Origin of the sequence: Leptospira jelokensis (assembly GCF_004769635.1) — a bacterium.
GTDB lineage: Bacteria > Spirochaetota > Leptospiria > Leptospirales > Leptospiraceae > Leptospira_A > Leptospira_A jelokensis.
In genome coordinates this window covers 1-20,971 of sequence record NZ_RQGH01000033.1, presented here as the reverse complement: position 1 = coordinate 20,971, position 20,971 = coordinate 1, and the positions used below count along the sequence as shown (strand labels likewise).

The window sequence follows — 20,971 nt, the reverse complement described above, 5'->3', positions numbered from 1 at the left end:
AAATGGATACACCGATGAGCTACAAACCTATTGAATTTTAGAATACAGCGCTGAGTCCGATGAAGTAAAAGATTCCATCCCCAGGCATGATACCAGGACCAGGATAACCACCTGCACGTCGCGTGAAATACATTTGGTTTGTTAAGTTGTTTACGCCACCACGAAGTGAGAAGTTTTCGTAAAAATTCCAAACAAAAGTAAAATCTCTAACTGTATAGGAAGGGATGATTCCAATTTGTCCATTGGCTGTGAATGGCCCAGTATTGGCAGCATCTGCATACGTTGCACCCGTATAACTAATCAAATACGTGAAACTAAAAACGTTTTTATAGTGATAGGTGATACCGTAACGATGGATTTGTGAAGGAGCATTCTCCACAAGTTTTCCCACTCGGTAAAAGTTTTGCGCATTTGATGGATTTGTTAACACACGAGGGTCTTCCCATTTGATATAACGTGCATTAACGTTTGCACTGGAAGTGAAAAAACTAACAGAACCAAAAGGTTGTGATTCCGTGAGAGCTACTATCGGATCAATTTCGATGTACGCTTCCACTCCTCGGTGTAATGAATCTCCCACATTCGTTTGGAAATTTGCTTGGCCAGGAAGAAGTCCTGGAAGTTGTCCAACGCGATTGTTATAACGAAGTTCAAATACACTCATATCAAATTGTACCCATTGGCCAAATTTACCACGGTAACCTGCATCTGCATTGTAACCTGATTGGTCTTTTAAGTTGGGATCAACTTCGTTTAAAGTCGCTGTTGGTGCAAATAACTCCGAATACAATACTGGTCGAAACGCTCTGGAGTAGTTTGCATAGAAATTGGTCGTTTTTGTGGTTTGGTATTGGGCACCAAGTCCATAGAGAACTTGTCTTTGCACTCGTTCCAGCGGTTGGATCATCCCGCCAAACGGCCTAGTGGCGCTCGGCATTGATTCATTCACGCGGCCTGATGCAGTGGAACGTATCCATTCATACCTTACACCTGGCGTAAGGGAGAGTGCGTCAGTAATACGGAATAAGTTTTCAACAAATCCAGCATAGTTTAATGTTGAGAACTCTAAATCAGCCACTCTACAATTTCTGGAACCATCATAACAAACGTTCGTGAAATTCGTTTCTCTCAGATCAAATTTTGATCCAGTAGTTCCGTTAGGATTACGGAAACGATCAGTATTACCATTGAAATAACGACCACCAAATGAAAGCGTATGAGTTTTATCCAACAAATCATAGTTAAAGATTTGCCTTGCTTCCATTCCATAATTGCGATACGTATCTCTGTCAATTTGTCTTGGACTGTAGTCCAAGGTCCTTGATTGGATTGTATCCAAAACATTGGCGGCGGAAACAACACCAACAGAATTCCTTTCTCCATATAGACCAAAGATTTTGACATTGGTGCGAGAGGTTGGACTTTGTTCGTAATCAATATTCATTGCCGGAACATTCCAAGGTGCACTAAACCAATTCCTTGTCCTACTAGATTGTCTAGGATCTACACGGAATTGTTCATCGGTAAGACCCCCTGCTTGTTGGCTTATGTATGTGGACTTTGCCATCTCCAAAGAAATTTTTAACTTCTCAGAAACCTTATAAGCTAAGTTCACAAATCCTGTTTGTATATTGTATTGTGAATTGTCTCGCCATCCATCAGAACTTCTTCCTTGGTAAAAAACAAAATAACTCCAATCTCCAACAGTTCCACTAACAGAGCTATATTGGTTGAGTGTATTGTATGAACCTCCAGTGGTTTTCATTTCCACTTTCACCGGGCGAGTGGGGTCTGCCTTTTTTACAACATAATTGATCATACCACCGAATTGTGGTCCGTATTGTAAAGCACCAGCCCCTCTCACAATTTCCACTTTTTCAAGTGCTTCTAATGGAGGATTGAAATAGGCTTCTGGGTATCCAAATGAATCGGAAGCAATGTCATGACCATTCATGCGAGTATTGAATTCCCAATTACGATTTGGTGATAGTCCCCTTGCACCAATCCCTGGTTGGATTCCACTGCCTTCATTTTCCCAAATGGTAATCCCTGGAACTTTTGCATACACCTGACGAGTGTTACCAAGAGCCAAGTTTGCATTGGCTTTGTCCAAACGAATGACTTCGTTTTTCTTCCCTGCGTAGATATTGGTTCCTTCCACATCACCCAAAAATTCGCGATCTGTTTCCTTTTTGGCTTTTACACGGATGGAAGGTGTTTCTTCCTTCGTTTGTGGTTCCGCTTTTGGGTCTGGAGTTTTCTCTATGCCTTCCTCTTGGGAAAATAAGAGAGTTGGAATGATGAATGCCAAAAGGAGGAGCCGAATGCTCGCTTTTCCTTTAGACTGAGTTTTGTTCTCATTTTCATTTAGCATAAAGCCATTGTTTTTTCGAAAGCATCACCATCTAGTTTTTTTTTCATTTGTGCGCCGAATCTTTTGGACCTTGCGTCTAAGGACGTTTTGATTTAAAGAAGAGTGAGTGTTCACTCTATTGTTTTTGGGTTTCCAACGGCAAATGGATTGGGCTGGCAACAGACCACTTCTCCTTTGGGGAAACAGTTTCATCCAAATCAAATTGGCTTACGAATCGAAACACATAGCCAATCGTTGGGCCTTTCGATTGCTTTCGTAACATCGATGTAGCTTCCATCGGATCGAACTTCTTACCTACCGAATGATGAAGATGTTCCCATCTCAGTTGGGTCTTGCTTGTTTTTCCTTATTTTCCCTTAAATCTTCCAAGGATTGTAGTGAAGTTAACGGCAAATGGAAACTAGAATGCACGAATGAAACAAATTCGTTTGTTCCAAAAAGGAATGGTGTGATAAAATTTTCCTTGAGTGGGCTTCCTATCATTTGTTATTGGATGGTAGAGGTAATTCAAGTAATGAAACGATATTTCGTTTTTCTTTTGGTTCTATTTGCTCTGTTGACAACTCCAAGCTTTGCGCAAGGGAAAGTGGAAGGGAATGCTCTAAGGTTAAAAGGTGGTTTATTTTTAGGTAGTCTCAAAACCGATCTGGAAAAAAGAAATTTTTATACAGATATTGTTGGATTGGAATACAACCAACCTTGGCAGAATGATAGTTCATCAAGCCTAATCAATGATTGGGGTTTTGATTACTTTAAAAGTATCAACGCAGGGATTTTGTCCAATGTCTTTTTGGGACTCCATATCAATCGATTTGCAAGGGGTTATGAATGGAATTCTTTTTATGCAACAGGTCTTGGGATCAAAGAAGCTGATTATCGTTTATTGTATTCTGATATCAATTTAGGAGTCACTTTATCTCCCACTTCCAATTTTCGAATCCTTCCAAAATATGTTTTAAGAAGTTTAAGCCAAACCCTTGAAGGGACCTACTTAGGGTTAGGTGCTCCTAGTTATTATGGCCAAGATTCAAAAACGACAACAGGAACCTCAGGACTTGTTGGTGTGGGGTTCGAATTTGATTTAAATGATCGCGCGACTCTATTTGGTGATATCTTACTCTTTGGACCTTTTTTACTCAACTCATCAGGATTGTATAGTTCGGAACAATTTCGAATCTATAATGGAGGATTTGCTTTTAACTATGCAAACGGTGGTTACAGCTTTTATTCCGAAAAAATTAGTTTAGGTGCAAGCATTGTTGTCATGCCAAAACTTAGATTGTTTGTCACACTAGACCGTGAGAATATGATCGCAAAATCAAAAAGCCCTGTTGCTTTCAGTGTGGGTGGTGACAATTTAGATCGTTTGGGAACCCTCATGGAATACGTTGCCGCGACCGCGGAACACAAAATTGAACTTTCTGGTTTGAAATTTGGAGCCACATACGATCTAAATTTATAACTTTTTCTTTAAATTGTACTTGCAAATCCGGTCCACTTAGAAGTAATGGTAATTACTCCTGGTGATTATGGAGAGAAGGCCATACCCGTTCCCATTCCGAACACGGAAGTCAAGCTTCTCATCGCCGATGGTACTATTGGGTTCGCTCAATGGGAGAGTAGGACATTGCCGGGTTAGCACTTATAACTCAAAAGAAAAAGCCAACCGAAAGGTTGGCTTTTTTGTGTACAAATAAAATTCCATTGAGCGAACCCAATAGTAAACAGTAACAACTGTTCGCGAAATGACAGACTTGCGACCCATAGGGAGCAAGGCTCGGACACTCGCCCGCGGAGCGGAGAAGCGAGTGGGGGTGGAAGTAGGACATTGCCGGGTTAGTCATTATCGATTGTGAGGGCGTTCATGCAAGTGAGCGCCTTTTTTGTTTTTTGGGCGTAGTTTGGTCCGGCTAATGTCCGCGACTCGCGGTAGCGGTCGCTGCCTCAACAAAAGAGCAAGGTGTCTTGCTCTTTTGTTTCCGGCATGATTGCCGGGTTAGCACTTATAACTCAAAAGAAAAAGCCAACCGAAAGGTTGGCTTTTTTGTGTACAAATAAAATTCCATTGAGAGAACCCAATAGTAAACAGTAACAACTGTTCTCGAAATGACAGACTTGCGACCCATAGGGAGCAAGGCTCGGACACTCGCCCGCGGAGCGGAGAAGCGAGTGGGGGTGGAAGTAGGACATTGCCTCTGTTAGTCATTATCGATTGTGAGGGCGTTCATGAAAGTGAACGCCTTTTTTATTTTTTGGGCGTAGTTTGGTCCGGCTAATGTCCGCGACGCAGCAAGTGCGGTCGCTGCCGGAAACACAAAGCAAGTTGCCTTACTCTTTTCTTTCCGGCATGATTGCCGGGTTTGAACGAAATCACTCTTAAAAAAGCAAGGCAAAAGCGATCTAACCATTTGCCCTATAAATTTACATAGGGAGGATCTTTTCGCACAGGTATGCGCTTTGGTAGAGTTTTGTGAAAACTTTGTGCCGCGACAAGGAAGGACCAATGAACCAATAGAGCGAATTGGTTCTGAACCAAATGTGATTGATTTTTTAGAAACCATCAGCATGATTTTAGCAAAATTTCCGATCTAATACCACGATGGACCATAAAATTCCCAAGGAGGCTTATTCCTCACTCATCCTACAATACTTTTATGATGCCGTGATTGTGACAGATTTAGAGTTCCGGATCACAAGTTGGAACCTCGCGGCGGAAAGGATTTACGGTTACAAAATGGAAGAGGTGGTTGGGAAAACCACAAAAGACATTTTAAAAACCATCATACTCGACGGGGACCGCGCGAAAAGTATAGCAGACTTACAAACGAATGGGATTTGGCAAGGGGAAGTCTTTCAATTTAAAAAGGATGGTTCCAAATTAAAAATCAGATCGGCCGCCAGTTTTTTAAAAGACAAAGATGGGGCAACCATTGGTGTCATTGCCATCAATCGAGACATCACTGAAGAAAATCGAATCCAAGAGGAATTGGCAGAGAGTGAAGAAAGATTCCGCATGAGTTTTGAAAATGCAGGGATTGGAGTTTGCCTACTTGATTTGGATGGAAAATTTTTACGAGTCAATAAAAAACTTCAATCAATGTTAGGTTATGATGAAAGCGAACTCGTAGGTAAGCCATCAAAAGAGTTTGCGTATAAGGAAGACCAAAACATTTTCCATCAATACCGTGAAACTGCGTTAAGAGGGAAAGACGTGGATGTGGTTTATGAAAAAAGATACATTTCGAAAACAAATCAAATATTATGGATCGAAATTTCAAACTCACTCGTAAAAGACAGAAATGGTGCACCTCTATATTTTGTAGTACATTTTAATAATATTACGGATCGAAAAAACGCTGAGTTACATTTGATCCAAGCAAAAAAAGAAGCAGAACGTGCAAACCAAGCCAAGTCCGATTTTGTTGCCAATATGAGTCATGAAATCCGAACTCCACTGAATGGAGTGATTGGCTTTAATGAATTACTTTTGACGACTAACTTAGATGAAGACCAAAAAGAATTTGTGAAAAATGCAATCAGTAGTGCACATGGATTGCTTGGTATCATCAATGATATTTTAGATATTTCGAAGATTGAAGCAGGAAAATTAGTTTTAAATGAAACAGTTTCCAATTTAAAACACATTGTAAAAGATTCGATCGGCGTATTGAAGTGGAAAGCAAACGAAAAAAAAATCCAATTGGAGTTTGAAGATAATCCAAATTTGCCTGAATGGATTCTCGTTGATGCAACGAGGCTTAGGCAAATTTTAATCAACTTACTTGGCAATGCTGTCAAATTTACAGAAGAGGGAAGTGTACGATTGTCAATCACTTCCGAACCAGCAGAAAATGAAAAAACGAAACTTACGTTTATCGTTTGTGATACGGGGATCGGAATTCCTGAAACACATAAAAATAAGGTTTTCCAATCATTTTGGCAAGGCGAATCCAATTCCACTCGAAGGTTCGGAGGGACTGGCCTCGGCCTTCGGATCACTAAATCATTAATTGATTTGATGGGAGGCGAAATTGAGTTTATTTCTGAGGAAGGCAAAGGAACGGAATTCCGATTCTCCATTGATTGCCTAACAGTAAAAAATGAAAAGGGTTTGGATGGTGAAAAGGAAAACCTGCAAAAAGAAGTTTGGGAAAAAATCAACCAATCCAAATTGTTCGACATCAAACCGAAAATTTTAATCGCAGAAGACAACGCCATGAACCGCGACCTTTTGAAACGGATGATCCTAAAATACATCCCGAATGCCAATGTATTAGAAGCGGAAAATGGACTTGATGCGGCCAAAATGGCAAATGAATCCCAACCAAATTTGATTTTTATGGATGTACAAATGCCAGAGATGGACGGTCTCGAAGCTTCGATTGAAATCCGAAAGCAAAAACTGAATCAACAAACTCCAATTGTCGCCCTAACAGCTGGTGCCCTCTATGAAGAACGAAAAAAATGTTTTGATGTGGGAATGGATCATTTTTTGACCAAACCGATTGATATTTTGGCCTTAAACCAAGTCCTCTACCATTATTTGAATCCAACGAAACTCGATTAGAGTAGCAAAAACTTTCTCCCTTCGTCATTTTGTCCAAAATGAAACGATTTCCCTTTCTGGCTTACCTTGGCCCAGGTCTTTTGTACGCAGGAGCTGCTGTTGGTGTTTCCCATTTGGTTCAATCCACACGTGCTGGTGCCGTGTATGGATATGGTTTACTTGCCGTTGTTTTATTTGCGAACTTAATCAAGTATCCATTTTTTGTTGTTGGAACAAAGTATACAATTGTTACAGGGAAATCATTGTTAGATGGATATGAATCCTTAGGTAGACTGCCACTTTGGATTTTCTTTTGTATCTCAGTTGGAACAATGTGTATCATTGTCGCAACTGTGACACTTGTCACATCCGGTTTGTTTTCCAATTTACTTGGAATCACGATGGAACCTTGGTTACTTTGTTCCATTATCTTATTATTCTGTTTTTTATTATTAGCGATTGGTAAATTCAAGGCTTTAGACGGTCTTATGAAATGGATCGTCGTTTTGTTAACGGTTGCTACAATACTTGCAATGTTACTCTCGTTTTATGCTGAAATTCCGAAATTACAAACAGAAGGGAAAATGTTTTCGATTTCGGATTTAGGGGATGTCGCGTTTCTCATTGCTCTTATGGGTTGGATGCCGATCCCAATTGAAGCAGCAGTATGGCAATCTGATTGGACCTTGGCGAAAAAAACTCCGGATGGGAAATTACCTCCAATGAAGTATGCACTTCTTGATTTTAACATAGGTTATATTGGGACCACTCTGCTTGCCGTATGTTTTTTGGCATTAGGTTCAAATATGATGTACAATACTGGTATGGAATTTTCACCACAAGCGGTTGGATTTGCTTCCCAACTGGTTAATTTATACACGACTGCTATTGGTTCCTGGTCGTACCCCATCATTTTGGTTGCTGCTTTTTTTACCATGTTTTCCACAACCTTAACTTGTTTTGATGCTTATCCAAGAGTTGTTTCCAATGCAAGTCGTCGATTGTTCGCGAAGTTCAATCAAATTTCTTCAGAAAAATTATATTGGTATTGGATTTTGGTTGTAGGTTTAGGTTCCATTTTACTTCTCTTATTCTTCCAAACAAATATGAAACGTTTGGTGGACTTTGCAACGACTGTATCTTTTCTCAATGCACCTATTTTAGCATTGATCCACCATTTGATTTTATTTGGAAAAGAGATCCCTAAAGAAGAAAGGCCAAAACCTTGGATGAACTTATTGTCTTGGTTTGGAATCCTCTTTTTGTTTGGATTTTCCGTTTATTATATCAACATCACCTTTTTGTAAATGATGGAAGGAGAGAAAAAAAACATATTTTTTTCTCTCACACCTATCCTTTATTTAGTTCTTTTTATTTTACTCTTTCGATTCGTTTTTGTAATTCCTTACCCTCATCCGTTTGCATTGTGTTTTGCGGGCATTTTATCCTACTTGCAAAGGTATCATCGAAATTTTAAATTTTTACAATCTGCCTTTCGTAAAAACTTACTCTCTGTTTTCCCTGCTATGGAGATTCTATTTTTTGTAGGCATCCTAATTGCTTCTTGGGCCTATTCAGGGGTTTTGTTTACGATGATGCAAATCGGAACAAATCTCATCCAACCAAAGTTTTTTTTGCCTTCTCTTGCACTTGTATCCGCCATTGCAGCCATGGTTTCCGGTTCCTCTTGGACCACCGCAGGTACGTTAGGTGTCGCCCTTATGGGTGTATCCCAAGTACTGGGATTTTCTGATATGATGTCTGCGGGTGCGATCGTGAGTGGTTGTTATTTTGGAGATAAACTCTCTCCCCTTTCTGATACAACAAACCTAGCTTCCAGTTTGACCCATGTCCCCATTTGGAAACACATCCGCCATATGTTAAAGACTACTTGTATTAGTTTTGGATTGGCTGTGTTTTGTTTTTACCTCTTAAATCTCTGTGTTTGGGATCCTGAAGGAAAAGAATTGTTACCGAATGAAAATCAATTGTCACTCTTATTACAGAAGGAAATTGTACTTTGGAAATTGATCCCAGTTTTCATTGTATTTGGGTCTTCTTTTTTCCAATTGCCTGTTCGCATTTCTTTTTTTCTAGGAATTGTTTCTGCACTTGTTTTCCCATTTTTAGATAATTCCCTTTCATTAGGTGTCTGGAATTCTTTGGTATTTGGTTACCAATCACAGACAGGAGTCGAAACCTGGGACCAATTCTTAAGTGGAGGAGGGATTTCTTCCATTTTGCCTACCGAATTTTTAATTGTAACGGCTGTTTGGTTTGGCGCTGTTGTGGAAGGATTTGGTTACCTAAATGAAATCCTTTTGCGGATCAAAACCTGGGCAAAAGACAAATTTGATATCCTTTTGTCTACCATGGGTACTTCTTTTTTACTCAATTTGGTAACAGCTGATCAATACCTTTCTTTAGTCATTCCTGCTCGTGCATTTCGTACACTTGCTGAAGAAAAATTGATCCCAGAAAAGGACATTTCACGTGCATTGGAAGACTCAGGAACCATCACATCTCCTTTGATCCCATGGAATAGTTGTGGTGCCTTTATGGCTTCTTCGTTAGGTGTTTCTGTTCTTGGTTTTTTACCATTTGCATTCTTTAATTTGATCCATGTTTTCTTTACGATTTCGCTATTATTCTACCAAAAATTTAAAATAAAAAGTTCATAATTGAACATTTAAATTTCATTCTACTAGATTCTAACGTTTGTTAAGAATTGAATAAAGGTTTTCATTCCATTTTCGATTTGGTAAAAACTTTCCCTATGTTACCAAAGATATTAGATGAAAACATTCTTCCCATGATCAGCCAAGCAAGGATCACCCAAGAACTTGGAACAGTGAAAGAACATTTACCAATTTGGATGGTGGATCGTTTGGCCAAAAAAAGGAATATTTCAGAAGATGAGAGTTCCGAAATGGTGGTAACGATTTTGGAAGTTTTCTCCAAAATGTGGATTCTCAGCTTGAAATACCAACTCACACATGTGCTTGGATTTTTTGTTACCTATGTTTTCAACCAATACCGAAATCGATTTCGTAAATCAGAAATTCCCGAATCAGGGGAATTGTATTTGCAACTTTGGAATTATGAAGTTCCGGCAAACGAAGAAGATCCGTACGAGGAAAAATTAGGACTTCTCAAAGAGAAATTAGAAACCCTTCCCGCCCTCACTGCCTTGGTGCTTTCCTTACAATTTGACCTTCCCATGAAACAGAATACCAGGCAATACTTACTCTGGAAATTGCGAGAGAACCATTTGGATACAGATTGTTTTTTTCGTGAATGGGAGGAGAGACGGAACGAACAAAGAGAAATGATCCAACGCCTCACAGTGATGATCACACGTTACACCAGAAAATTATACGAGTGCACAGATGCGAATCGCAGGTCTTGGTATGGAAAACAGAAAAAAATCTGGATGTTACGAAGGTCGAGGGCCCTTGATCGCAGTTTTTTTTCCGAACGTGAAATCGCAAAAGCATTGGGCATCACAAGGAAGGCAGTTCGCAATCTTTTGTCACAAGGAAAACATGAACTTAGGAAAGTCGGCAAAGATTTATTGCACTCCGCATAAAAATTTGCTTTACATTCGTAAAATTCGACAGATCGTATTGGCAACACCATCTTCCGAAGGGTTATGAAAATCAAAGTTACTAGTAAAAACGACGTGCACATCATTAAAATTGAAGGTGCCATCAAAGCTGGAAATGAGTTCGAGTTGTCTGAAAAGATAGAACAGTACATCAAGAAAGGCCAAGTCCCTAAATTCATTATCGATTTGAAAAAGGTTCCATTCATCAATTCCGCAGGTCTTGGAACATTTCTCAATATCTATAAACACATTGATGGGCTGAACGGTCGTCTTGTATTTGCGAACTTAAACTCCGATATCGAAAACCTAATGGAAATTACAAAACTTTCCAGCGTGTTTGAGATATACAAAACTTTGGAAGAGGCTGAAGACTCCTTCGAATACTAGTCGCTAGAGGCGATTCTTGTGATGAATCCAATCCTGAAGGGTAGTTTAGGAATCGCCAAAACCAAAACCTTTCGAGGTCTTTTTGTCCTCGTCCTCCTCTACAAACTCGTTTTTAACCAATTTACGGCCAATTGGCTCCTCCCAAAACTTGTTTCCCATTTCACAATGGCAAAACTCGAAGGGGAGTTTACTTGTTTTTCCCTATTCTTTGGAATCGAAATCCAAAACCTGCGGGTGACTCCAGGTGGTCCATTTTCAGAATCCCCACTACTCACAGCAAAAGAAGTCCGACTTCGTTACAATTTCCCTTTCCTCACATTTGGTAAAATCCGAATTTCAGACATCAGCCTTACGGAAGCCAACCTTCGCATGGAAGAGAAAGCAGGTGAGTGGAACTTAGCCTACCTATTGAAACCGAAGGCAGAAGCCGAGGAAGAACCAAAAATAGAGGAACCGAAAGAACCTATCACGGAAATTTCTACCTACCTTCCGTTGCAACTCAGTGCCTATCTAAACTTAAAAGGAATATCTCTCCAATACATTCGAGAAACGGGGAACCTTCGTTATTTCTCACTTCAAAATCTTGATTTTCAAACAAAACTTGTCACCAATCGATTTACTTCAATCCCACTTGGCATTGAAGCCTTAGACCAGTTAGATGAGGTTCTTGTCCATTTGAATTCTGAGAGGCCACTCCTCATAGAACTGGATTCCAATGGGGTCAAATGGAAAGAATCTTTTCCTATGTCTTTGCGATTGGAATGGGATCGTACTGAGAATCCCGAATTATTTTTATTTGCGACCGATATGGGAAAGGATGAGATCAACTTGGATGTTCGCGGAAAGGCAGTCCAAACAGGTTTACGTTTGTTAACCGATATCCATTTTGATGCAAAAGAAGATGTTTTAAAGGTACAACAATTTGACCTTCGGGTGGTTGGCCAAACATGGATCCAATTATTTGGTTCCATCTCCAATTTATCCAAAGAAACTCCTGACGTAAATTTAGATGTAGTTCGTTCTCAAATACAGTTGGGTGCTTTGCAAAACACCTTACAACAATTAAAAGGAATTCTACCAGAATTAAAAGTATCAGGTGATCTTTCTTTGGAGGGGACTGGCATTCACGGGAATTGGAATGAGTCGAGTGCCAATGTGAAAATAAAAGCAAATCAAGTGTATGCGCGTGTTGGCACAACGAAACCACATTCAGTTGAGACAGCCAACCTAGATTTAACAGCAACACTCAATTTGGCAAATCAAAAGGAAAAAACTGCTGAATTCCCTTTGCCATTCCTAAAATCATTTCGAATCACTCCTTCCCAATTAGTATATAACCAAACATCGATTTTTTTATCTGGAGAGTATGCAAAAGAGTCAGGGGTCAATTTATCCCTCTCGTTAGATAAACTCCAATTAGGTGAATATGCAAAGGGAGTAAACGGGAAATTAAAATTAAACCTAACCGTTTTAGGGGAGACGTTTCAAAATTTGTTTTTACAATCGAAAATTAACATTGATGGTTTTCGGTACCAAATTGATCGTTCAAGGTCTCCTGCTTCCAACCTAGGTTTGGATTTAGAAACAAGTTTAATTTTTGATAAGCCATTTGGATTAAAAGAAATTCAAATCTCAAATTTGTTCTTAGACCAAAAGACAATCACAGGAAACAAAGCCTTGGATTTGCAGGTAAAAGGCAATGTCCAATTGGGCCAAACCATGTTTGTTTCTCTGTCCGCTTTGGATTTAAAATTAACAACTCCGAATTTATTAGTTGTTCTGCCACTTGTATTAAAAGAAAAAATTTCCCCGATTCAGAATTTGCTCGGTGTGCAGCCAAAAATTAAATTAAATGCCCGTTATGTGCAAGAACCTAATGCAAAACAAATATCGGCAAATATAAATGCAGATTTACCTGGATTGGAAATGAGAGATCTAAAATTAACTACGGATCTCTCCATCTCTGGCGCCAATGCCAATGAAATTCTAATCAAACAATTAAAACTTATGGCTTTTAATGGTGTGTTACAGTCATCATTAAGTGGAAAACTGAATAAACTGGAAAAACAAAAACCACCCCTTGGCCCATATTTTGGAAATTTAGATTTGAATGTTTTAATCCATTCTCAATCGAAACAGTATTTGGCCAAAGGAATTTCCGTTCATGGTGACCTTGGATTAAACTTAAAAATCAAAGATTATGATATCAATGGAGAGTTTTTTACAAAATTGCCCGCACTGGCGTATAACAATCAAAAATGCCCTGGTGAAAATTGTAAGGCATACTTAATTGAAGAAATCAATTCCAAAATTCCTATCCAACATAATCTTGCCTTCCAACCAGAAGAAAGTTTGATCATTGGAGACAAATCAATTTTCATCAAAAACTATGGAAGGATGAACACACCAAATGTCACCATCGGAAAGGTGATCGGAACCCATCCGAATATTCCCAATTTGCCATTTGAATATGTAAAAAAACAAAACGATTCTCCTGGTTTCAGTGCTTTTATAGAATACAAAGAAAATTTTGCAAACATCGAATCACTTAAATCCTATTCCATGGATGGAATCATTTTAGGTAAAAATTTAGTTTTGAATTTGGGGAATTTAGATCCTAAGTCCATGGAGTTTCGTGGGAATTTACTCATTCGAGACATTGATCTCAAACAATTAATGGCTCCTAAGGTTAGGGACAAAATTGACGATGGGAAACTCAAAGCTGATTTGAATATCAAAGTCAGAGATTTGAGTGAACCCATTGCTAACTTAGACTTATTTTTTTCTATCTTTCAGATCGGAAGGGATTTTGGGAAAAGTGCACTCAATGTAATTTCAGCTCAGAACTTTTTAATCGATAGGATCACTGATAGTTATCCTATCAGTAAAATTGATGTTTCTTTATCTAAGGGATTGGTTTACGCAGATGTTTACTTTGATAGGTCTTTATTGTCTTTAATTATGAATTTAGAAGATGGGAAAATTTCGCAACAAAGGATGCCTCTTGCCAACTTTTTGAAAAGAGCACAAAACGAAATCCAGACATACCAAGAGTGAGGTAGTTATGAAACGTATATTGGTTATTTTTTTACTGATGGGATGTAGTTTAAAAGTACCTCCTATTACCATTACCAATGCGCAAACTGCCGCCGAAAAACAGATGGTAGGTGAAGATCGTGAATTGGAGAAAGAAGGATGGATGATTGGTTCCATCCAATCTTCCACCAACGGACAAAATAACCAAGAAAGATTGGCGAAAGAAGATTCCGATCCAGAAATTCGAGCCCACCGCGTACGATTAAATTATCTTTCCACTGAAATTAAGAAATACAAAGCAGATGGAATTTTGGGTGAAACACCACTTGGTTTTGTCAAAATTAATCCATTGGCATCTTCTTTGCCTACATATGTACATTATGAAATCCCAGCAAAACGAAAACGAGTGGAGGACGTAATCCTATTTCTAAATGAGTCTAGAAAGTTCATCATGGAAAAAGAAATATCCACTCAAAAGAAAAAAGGAAAAAAGGAAGACGAATTACTCAAACTCAAACAATCACTCATTGATGAGTATTATAAAAATATTTCGATTGGAGAATACTTTGAAACAACACTTGGTCGATGGGAAAAATACCAATGAAATCCAACCAACGTTTCATTTTATTCCTTTTATTTTTTATCTATTTTTTTGCCACCAATTGTGCTTTATTCCAATCCAATGTAAAATATTCGAATGTAAATTTTGATTATTCGGCTATTTCCAAAAATTATTTTTCTCCATCGCAATCAAAACCATTCCCGCTAACAGTGCAAAGGGGAAATAATTTATACAGTTCTACCACTAAGGATGGTCGTTATCTTTTTTATGCAACAGACCAAAAAGGTAATTTTGACGTTTGGTTTCGTGACCTACAGAGCTCCATCGTTGTTCCCATCACTGATAATTCTTTTTCGGAAACGAAACCAGCCATTTCACCGGATGGAAAATACCTTGTATTTGTGTCCGAAGAATTTGATTCGGAAGGTGATTTGGTTTTGTTGCCTATTGAAACTGAAGAATGGATCAAAGAATATCTGAAAGGAAATCGTTTTATCAGTGATGAGTTTGTCAATCTCACAAACCAACCAAATCGAAAAGGCGAGTACCAAAAAGGCATCATTGATACAGATCCAGTTTGGTCACCCGATGGAAAAACGATTTATTTTGTTTCTGATCGGTTCACTCCAGGCATTCCGAATTTATGTTCTATCCAGCTCAATCAACTAAAAGAAATCAACCAGCTAACAACAGTCGGTGTTACTTCACCATATGTTTCTTCTGATGGGCAATTTATTTATTTTGTTTCGTATTTTGAAGATAAAAAAGGTGAAGTTTACCAATTCCAACTTTCGAATCGATCGGTGAACCGGATCACAAACGATCAATTTCTTGATTTTTCTCCTACGGTGGATAGTCGGTCGAAAAATTTATATTATGCTTCGATTCGTAAAGATACCAATGGAAACGGACGTTTGGATGACAGAGACCATAGCCTTTTAGTCAAAAAGAACTTAACAACGGGAGAAGAACGTGTTCTCTCATCAGGGGAAACATCCAATTTTGATGTCAGGTATTCCAATTTTAATGGTGGGTCGATCTTATTTTCCGCATCTTATTTCAATGCGATTAATATTTATTTTATTCCAGAAAATGGATCCATTCCTAAACAACCAAATATCAAAGAACAATTTCAGTATTCAAAGACCTTATCTCCAGGGCAAAGCATCGAGTCTTATTTTTTAGCATTGGATTCGGTTGAACTTTTTTATTCAGAAGATCCACTATTTCCCGTTTATGAAGCACAAGTGGTGTATCTAAAGTATTCCACATTGAATCGGGTTGGTAAATCCGAAGAAGCAAAAAATCTGATCAAAAATTTCAAAAGAAAAGTTGAGTTAGAAAAAAACCAATTTGCTATCCTCTTACTCAAATGGAATGAAGCAAAACAAAATGGCTTGTCATTTAATTTGGATAATGAAATCAAACAAAGTGTTCATACAAAGTTTACCTTAGATGGTGAAGCTGTATTATACCACCTTTTATCAGATCAACTCGAAAAAGAAAAAAAATATGCCTCTGCAAAAGAGGTTTTATCGAAAATTTATTTGTTTTATCCAAATTATCATCAAATAGATGAAATTAAACGTAGATTAGGTGGATATGAGTTTAATCCTAACGAAAATCAGTTATCGAGTTTTTATGAAGATATGATTCTCTCTTGGGAGAAGGAAAAACAAATTTTTTTAAATGATCCGAGCCATTTATTTTCAAATGACCGTAAACGAGATTTACGTTATCTTTTGGAGGATGTAATCTTTAAAATCACTGATTCCAAAAATAGTGAACTCGTTTTAAGTTATGTGAATTCGGTATTGGATGGAAATGGTGCTCCAAAAAACCAGGTTTTCAAACAAACTCTCCTATTTGTTAAAGCAAAAGCACTTTCTGATTTGCGCCGATATAATGAATCCAATCAAGTATTGGACTCCATAATTCCAATCCCCATTCAAATGGATTTGGAACCTCCTGGGAAACCATCGGTCTTTGAGACCCGTAGTTTTATGGCCGAATACAAGAACCCGATTTTATTACGTGCCAACCTCTTAAAGTATTATAACCAAAAAGCAGCAGGGAATACTTCTGATGCCCTTCGGAATTTAAAAATTTATTTAGAGTTCTATGATCCATTGCTTGGAGTGGATTTGGGTGCGGAAGATATCAAAAGTGCATTTTTTTATTTTGAAAACAAAGCCGTTGAATTTGAAAGAATAGGGGACTTATTACAATCATCATTTCACTATTTTTTTAATAACCAAAATATGTTTTTGGTTAAAACAAGGAATTTGTATTTAGATTCATTGTACAAAGAATACGCGATTTATTACCAAAGAAAGATGGTGGATACTATCTTTAGTTATGGTAAAAAGATCAGGGAAGAAGAAGAACGTGCACTCTTAAATCAAATCAATATCCTGAGTAAGGATAAACTCAATCTGATTGGCAACTTGGCAAGTATCACTTCTATCGTGACCGATAGGGAACTTGTTCGAGGGATTGTAAACATAAAAGATTTTGAAAAAATTGAGGTATTGTCTGCGAAGGCACTTGGATGGACAGAGTTATATTATAAACAAGCAGTTCCTAGGGCAAGGCCTTATTTGGATTTAGCTACCTTATATGGTTATTCTTATTATTTGATCAATAAGTATGTAACTTATGAATCTTATTATTATGCAACAGGAACGATGACTGATGTTCGTAAGGCGGAAATTCTAAAATTTGTAAAACAAGTTTCCAGGCCCTGTTTACAATTTGCCAACTCTCTTTCTTTCCAAGATTTCAAATCAGAAAAATATTCGGTTAAAACATTTTTTTTAATTCCATCCTGTAATCCAAATGCCTCTTGGATCATAAAAACTGATTGGCTATAATTATGAAAAAGTTTATCCAAATCTTTGTTGGTGGCGGATTTAAAAAGAACTTCCACTAGTTCCTGATACCGCTTGTTAGCTTCTTCCAAAAGATCACTCTTTTGGTAAATCTGAGCTTCCACTTGCCTTGATTTCGCTAAAATATTTTTTCCAATGATGGTTCCATCCAATCCTTTTGACGTGATCAAATCGTTACGATTATGGATTTCGTTAAGGGCGGCAACATACTCTTCTTGTTCGATATGATTTTCAATTCGGATACCTAGTGTTAATAAATATTTAAAGTCGTGTGGGAACTCGCCTGGGAATCGGCCATCTCCAATCACCCGAACATTGTCTCCGAGAACTAAATTCCATAAACTCCACTTCTTCCAACGGCTATACAACGATTCTTTAGAATCCTTATATTCCATTTCTGCCAGATCCAACATTTGATAGGAATCTCGGAAACGACCACTTTTTTGAAAGGCGATCGCCAAGTAGTTTGATAAGTTGATTGGACTAATGAACTTTACTTCTTTGTTATAGGCAAACTAGAGTAAGGGTATTACTGAATTTATATTCCATTTACATGATGCTAGGTGATGAACTGATGGCTGAGAAAAAATGGAAAGAAACGTCGGAGATGGCCTATGAATTTCGTTTGGATGAAGAAAGATTTTGGTCTAATGTCATTCGTTCCAAATGGGAATTTGAAAGTGCAGACTCCAAAGGTAAATTTGATCCTTACTTAAAAGATGCTTACCAAACTTACCAAACCAATTTGCCGGTTCGGATGTTTACGCCTAAACAAAGATTGGTTGGCTTTTTAGACATATATTCAAAGGTACAATTACAAAAATCGAATTTCATACCATTGGTGAATCTTTGGGAAAACTTTCGCAGTTTGGAATTATTTCGTGATTTAATATCTGCTCAGTTTGAATTCGAAGATTCAAAACTTAATTTAAATTATCAAGACCTTCGAAAATGGTACAACCAATACAAACGGATTGCATCGCAAACCATAGAAAAAACGATCAAAAGAGAATCCGTTACCTCACTTCTCAAACAGGAAACATCTGAATCCAATCGATTATCAAATCTATTAGAAAAGTTAAAAACCATCTCACCCGAACGAAAATCCTTTTTAGAACCAAGCCGAAGTCCAAATGATCGATTTTTTTCCGAATGGAATGGGTATTTCCAAATTGGAAATATGATCCACAGTTTTTATTTTAAAGATGGGAAACAGACCCATCAAATCTGTAATGCAGAATCAAATGTAAATGCTTGTACTCCAAACCTAATGTATGAATTCCCTCAAATTCAATTACTAGGCAAAAGGATCGATGGGCAAATGTTAAATCATATTGTCTCGTTTGCAAAACAACAGGGCAAACATCCATCCATTATTTTTGATCGAAATCATAATGAACTTTTTGATGAACGCAATGAAAGGCGACTGAAATGGGTGACTGTTTTTGGAGGTGATGAGCAGAAGTTTCGAGATTCACATATTAGAACTGTGAATGAAGGGAATTTAGGAATTCTTTTATCCAATACTGACTATTTGATCTCGAAAGAAAAATTGGAAAACCAAAGGAGTTTATTCGGTGATGATGGTGCGCAAGTATTACCTCTGCGAGAAATGTTCCAAGGCAGTGGATCGGAAATTTCGATTGTTGGGTTAAGCCAAGATAATTTTGTTTCTCAAAAACATTGGGATAAGCTGGGATATATCTACGAAGTTTTACGTTCCAAAAGAATTCAGAATATCATTCCCGTTGATCTAAAACAAGAAAAGGAATACGTTCCTTCTCCGCTTGAAGATTTTGCTAAAAGACAAAAATCTTTTATCATAGGGAATTGGAGGCCATTTAAAATTTCCAATGAAAACTTAACCCAAAGTGCCATTCAGTTTATGGAGTTGGGTTTTCAGAATGAAAAAGCTAAAGAAATAAACGAGGCATATGAGAATTATTATACCGCATCTACTTTGTTAGATGATGCAAATGAAAAACTACCAGCATTAGAATTGAAATTGGCAAAACTGCGAACTGAGATCTTTCCACTCGTTTCCAAAAAATCAATTTTTAGACCGTTGTGGAAAAAATATGAAAACTCTCCTTATCAAAATCAAATCCGATACGAATATTTAGTCTCCTGTTTTTCTTCCAAGGAAAAGGAAGATTGTTCTTATGAATCAAAAAATTTCATTGGGGATGAACGTGATCTCTATTTAGGAGCTCTTGGATTTTATTCGCAGCTGAGAAGTGGAAAATTAAATGATTTTAAATCCAAAGACGAAACACGGGCTAAAGTAGAAAAAGAAGAAGATCCCTTTTTACAAGCCTATCGATTGGGTAGTTTATACATCCAGAATTATATGTTTCATGAGGCAGAAAGAGAAACAAAAAAACTCTCCTCGTTCGCTAAAACTGCAAAAGAAAAAAATGTAGTAAAAAATCGAATTTTGGAAATATATTTCCACAAAGCTTTTGTATTTGGTGACAAAGATATTTACATCACTCCTCTGAATTCAACATCAGCCTATAATTATGGATTTAAAAAAGATTGGAAACAGTTCGATGAAAAGATCCTCTCTCGAGATTTCACGAAATTTGGTTATTCCGATTCTATTTATGATTCCTATCGATTGAAACTTTATTCCTCTTGGAAGGATTTATTACAAACAGGTTATACTGAAGTACTTACCTTAACTCCAGAATATTTAACCAATGGGCAATCAGTCTTAACAAAACTTTCCCATTTGAATCGAAGTTTGTTTTTTCATTTGTTAGTGAATTCCATTCCATTTCAGAAAAACCAAGAAGTGAATTCTTTGTTTGAATTACTCTTGCAAATGGAAGAAGCGGAGGGGCGAAATTATCGAGTTTTGTTTTTTCAATTAGAATTCGCAAAAACATTGTATCTGCGAGGTGACTTTGAACTCGCTGAGTCCTTGGTGTCTAAAATTCAAAAACAAACGAATGATTTAGGGCCAGGGAATTCCTATTGGTTGGACAAGTGGAATGATTTTCTATGGAAACGTGATTACCTCAAAAAACAAACGGGTAATGGTAAGTATCCAGAAAATTCATTTCAGAAAGTATACGAGTTAGCCAAGAGTAAAAAACCAGAAGATTATATATCCTTAGTAAACGATTTAAATCGAAAAAACAAAAATGAATATTTAAGTCCAGACTTGAAAAAAGAATATGAATTTTTATTCCAATACCTCTTGCAACAATGTTTGGATAAAAACAGTTCTGAAAGTTTTTTTGACTTAGCGGTGGCAAGGGAAATCTTTCGTTACACTTCGGAGAGATATTCAAATGAATTACTATATGTAAGGGACATCCCAACTTTTGATATTTATGCAGAAAAATTAAAAAAGAAAATGATCGGCAAACAAGAGTTTCATGGTATTTTTGATTTAGGTAAAAAAACGTATTTGCTTAGTTTTGCAGGTGGTAAGTCACTTGGACGGGAACTTTTCCCTGATAATAAATCAATTTACCGAGAATTGGTCCGTTACTTCCGATCCGCTGAAGCTGGAAGCCAGGAAGTGATTTTACGTGAATCATTATCTGACAAATACCGA

11 protein-coding genes, 1 rRNA gene and 1 pseudogene are annotated in these 20,971 nt (G+C 37.6%); 11 read left to right on the top strand and 2 right to left on the bottom strand.

Features of this window, described 5'->3' with window-relative positions; all coding sequences use genetic code 11:
• Positions 1-37 precede the first annotated feature (37 nt).
• Entirely contained in the window at positions 38-2,374 is a 2,337-nt protein-coding gene (locus tag EHQ62_RS15570; RefSeq protein ID WP_135644530.1) for a TonB-dependent receptor family protein, read from the bottom strand.
• A 115-nt stretch (positions 2,375-2,489) separates the two neighbouring features.
• Positions 2,490-2,651 (bottom strand): hypothetical protein, encoded by a 162-nt coding sequence (locus EHQ62_RS18595; RefSeq protein WP_167482888.1) that lies wholly within the window; start codon positions 2,649-2,651, stop codon positions 2,490-2,492.
• Between the two features lie 237 nt (positions 2,652-2,888).
• Between EHQ62_RS18595 and EHQ62_RS15565 the strand changes: the two genes are divergently transcribed.
• The 11 genes and pseudogenes from EHQ62_RS15565 to EHQ62_RS15510 all read left to right on the top strand — a co-directional run.
• Entirely contained in the window at positions 2,889-3,836 is a 948-nt protein-coding gene (locus tag EHQ62_RS15565; protein WP_135644528.1) for a hypothetical protein, read from the top strand.
• A 57-nt stretch (positions 3,837-3,893) separates the two neighbouring features.
• Positions 3,894-4,010 (top strand): 5S ribosomal RNA (rrf, locus tag EHQ62_RS15560).
• Between the two features lie 963 nt (positions 4,011-4,973).
• On the top strand, positions 4,974-6,941 hold the full coding sequence (locus EHQ62_RS15555) for a PAS domain-containing hybrid sensor histidine kinase/response regulator (RefSeq protein ID WP_135644526.1): 1,968 nt from the start codon (positions 4,974-4,976) through the stop codon (positions 6,939-6,941).
• Between the two features lie 38 nt (positions 6,942-6,979).
• On the top strand, positions 6,980-8,227 hold the full coding sequence (locus EHQ62_RS15550) for an NRAMP family divalent metal transporter (RefSeq protein ID WP_135644524.1): 1,248 nt from the start codon (positions 6,980-6,982) through the stop codon (positions 8,225-8,227).
• A 3-nt stretch (positions 8,228-8,230) separates the two neighbouring features.
• Complete coding sequence (locus EHQ62_RS15545; RefSeq protein ID WP_135644952.1) at positions 8,231-9,601, top strand: Na+/H+ antiporter NhaC family protein; 1,371 nt, start codon at positions 8,231-8,233, stop codon at positions 9,599-9,601.
• Positions 9,602-9,696: 95 nt separating this feature from the next.
• A complete protein-coding gene (locus EHQ62_RS15540) occupies positions 9,697-10,509 on the top strand; it encodes an RNA polymerase subunit sigma-70 (protein ID WP_135644523.1) in 813 nt (270 codons plus the stop codon).
• Between the two features lie 63 nt (positions 10,510-10,572).
• Positions 10,573-10,914, top strand: a complete 342-nt coding sequence (locus EHQ62_RS15535; RefSeq protein WP_002989181.1) for an STAS domain-containing protein — start codon at positions 10,573-10,575, stop codon at positions 10,912-10,914.
• Positions 10,915-10,935: 21 nt separating this feature from the next.
• A complete protein-coding gene (locus EHQ62_RS15530) occupies positions 10,936-13,971 on the top strand; it encodes an LIC_11026 family protein (RefSeq protein WP_135644521.1) in 3,036 nt (1,011 codons plus the stop codon).
• Positions 13,972-13,978: 7 nt separating this feature from the next.
• Positions 13,979-14,554, top strand: coding sequence for a DUF1318 domain-containing protein (locus tag EHQ62_RS15525; RefSeq protein ID WP_135644519.1), 576 nt, complete (start codon positions 13,979-13,981; stop codon positions 14,552-14,554).
• Complete coding sequence (locus EHQ62_RS15520; protein ID WP_244241808.1) at positions 14,551-17,385, top strand: TolB family protein; 2,835 nt, start codon at positions 14,551-14,553, stop codon at positions 17,383-17,385. The genes EHQ62_RS15525 and EHQ62_RS15520 overlap by 4 nt, the downstream gene beginning before the upstream one ends.
• A 592-nt stretch (positions 17,386-17,977) precedes the next feature.
• A pseudogene (locus tag EHQ62_RS15510) lies at positions 17,978-20,971 on the top strand (biopolymer transporter TolR); the annotation flags it as partial.

Bases quoted from the DNA above. Each gene is read 5' to 3' on its own strand.
- EHQ62_RS15570 (WP_135644530.1), bottom strand. From the start codon at position 2,374: ATGCTAAATGAAAATGAGAACAAAACTCAGTCTAAAGGAAAAGCGAGC.
- EHQ62_RS18595 (WP_167482888.1), bottom strand. From the start codon at position 2,651: ATGGAAGCTACATCGATGTTACGAAAGCAATCGAAAGGCCCAACGATT.
- EHQ62_RS15565 (WP_135644528.1), top strand. From the start codon at position 2,889: ATGAAACGATATTTCGTTTTTCTTTTGGTTCTATTTGCTCTGTTGACA.
- EHQ62_RS15555 (WP_135644526.1), top strand. From the start codon at position 4,974: ATGGACCATAAAATTCCCAAGGAGGCTTATTCCTCACTCATCCTACAA.
- EHQ62_RS15550 (WP_135644524.1), top strand. From the start codon at position 6,980: ATGAAACGATTTCCCTTTCTGGCTTACCTTGGCCCAGGTCTTTTGTAC.
- EHQ62_RS15545 (WP_135644952.1), top strand. From the start codon at position 8,231: ATGGAAGGAGAGAAAAAAAACATATTTTTTTCTCTCACACCTATCCTT.
- EHQ62_RS15540 (WP_135644523.1), top strand. From the start codon at position 9,697: ATGTTACCAAAGATATTAGATGAAAACATTCTTCCCATGATCAGCCAA.
- EHQ62_RS15535 (WP_002989181.1), top strand. From the start codon at position 10,573: ATGAAAATCAAAGTTACTAGTAAAAACGACGTGCACATCATTAAAATT.
- EHQ62_RS15530 (WP_135644521.1), top strand. From the start codon at position 10,936: ATGAATCCAATCCTGAAGGGTAGTTTAGGAATCGCCAAAACCAAAACC.
- EHQ62_RS15525 (WP_135644519.1), top strand. From the start codon at position 13,979: ATGAAACGTATATTGGTTATTTTTTTACTGATGGGATGTAGTTTAAAA.
- EHQ62_RS15520 (WP_244241808.1), top strand. From the start codon at position 14,551: ATGAAATCCAACCAACGTTTCATTTTATTCCTTTTATTTTTTATCTAT.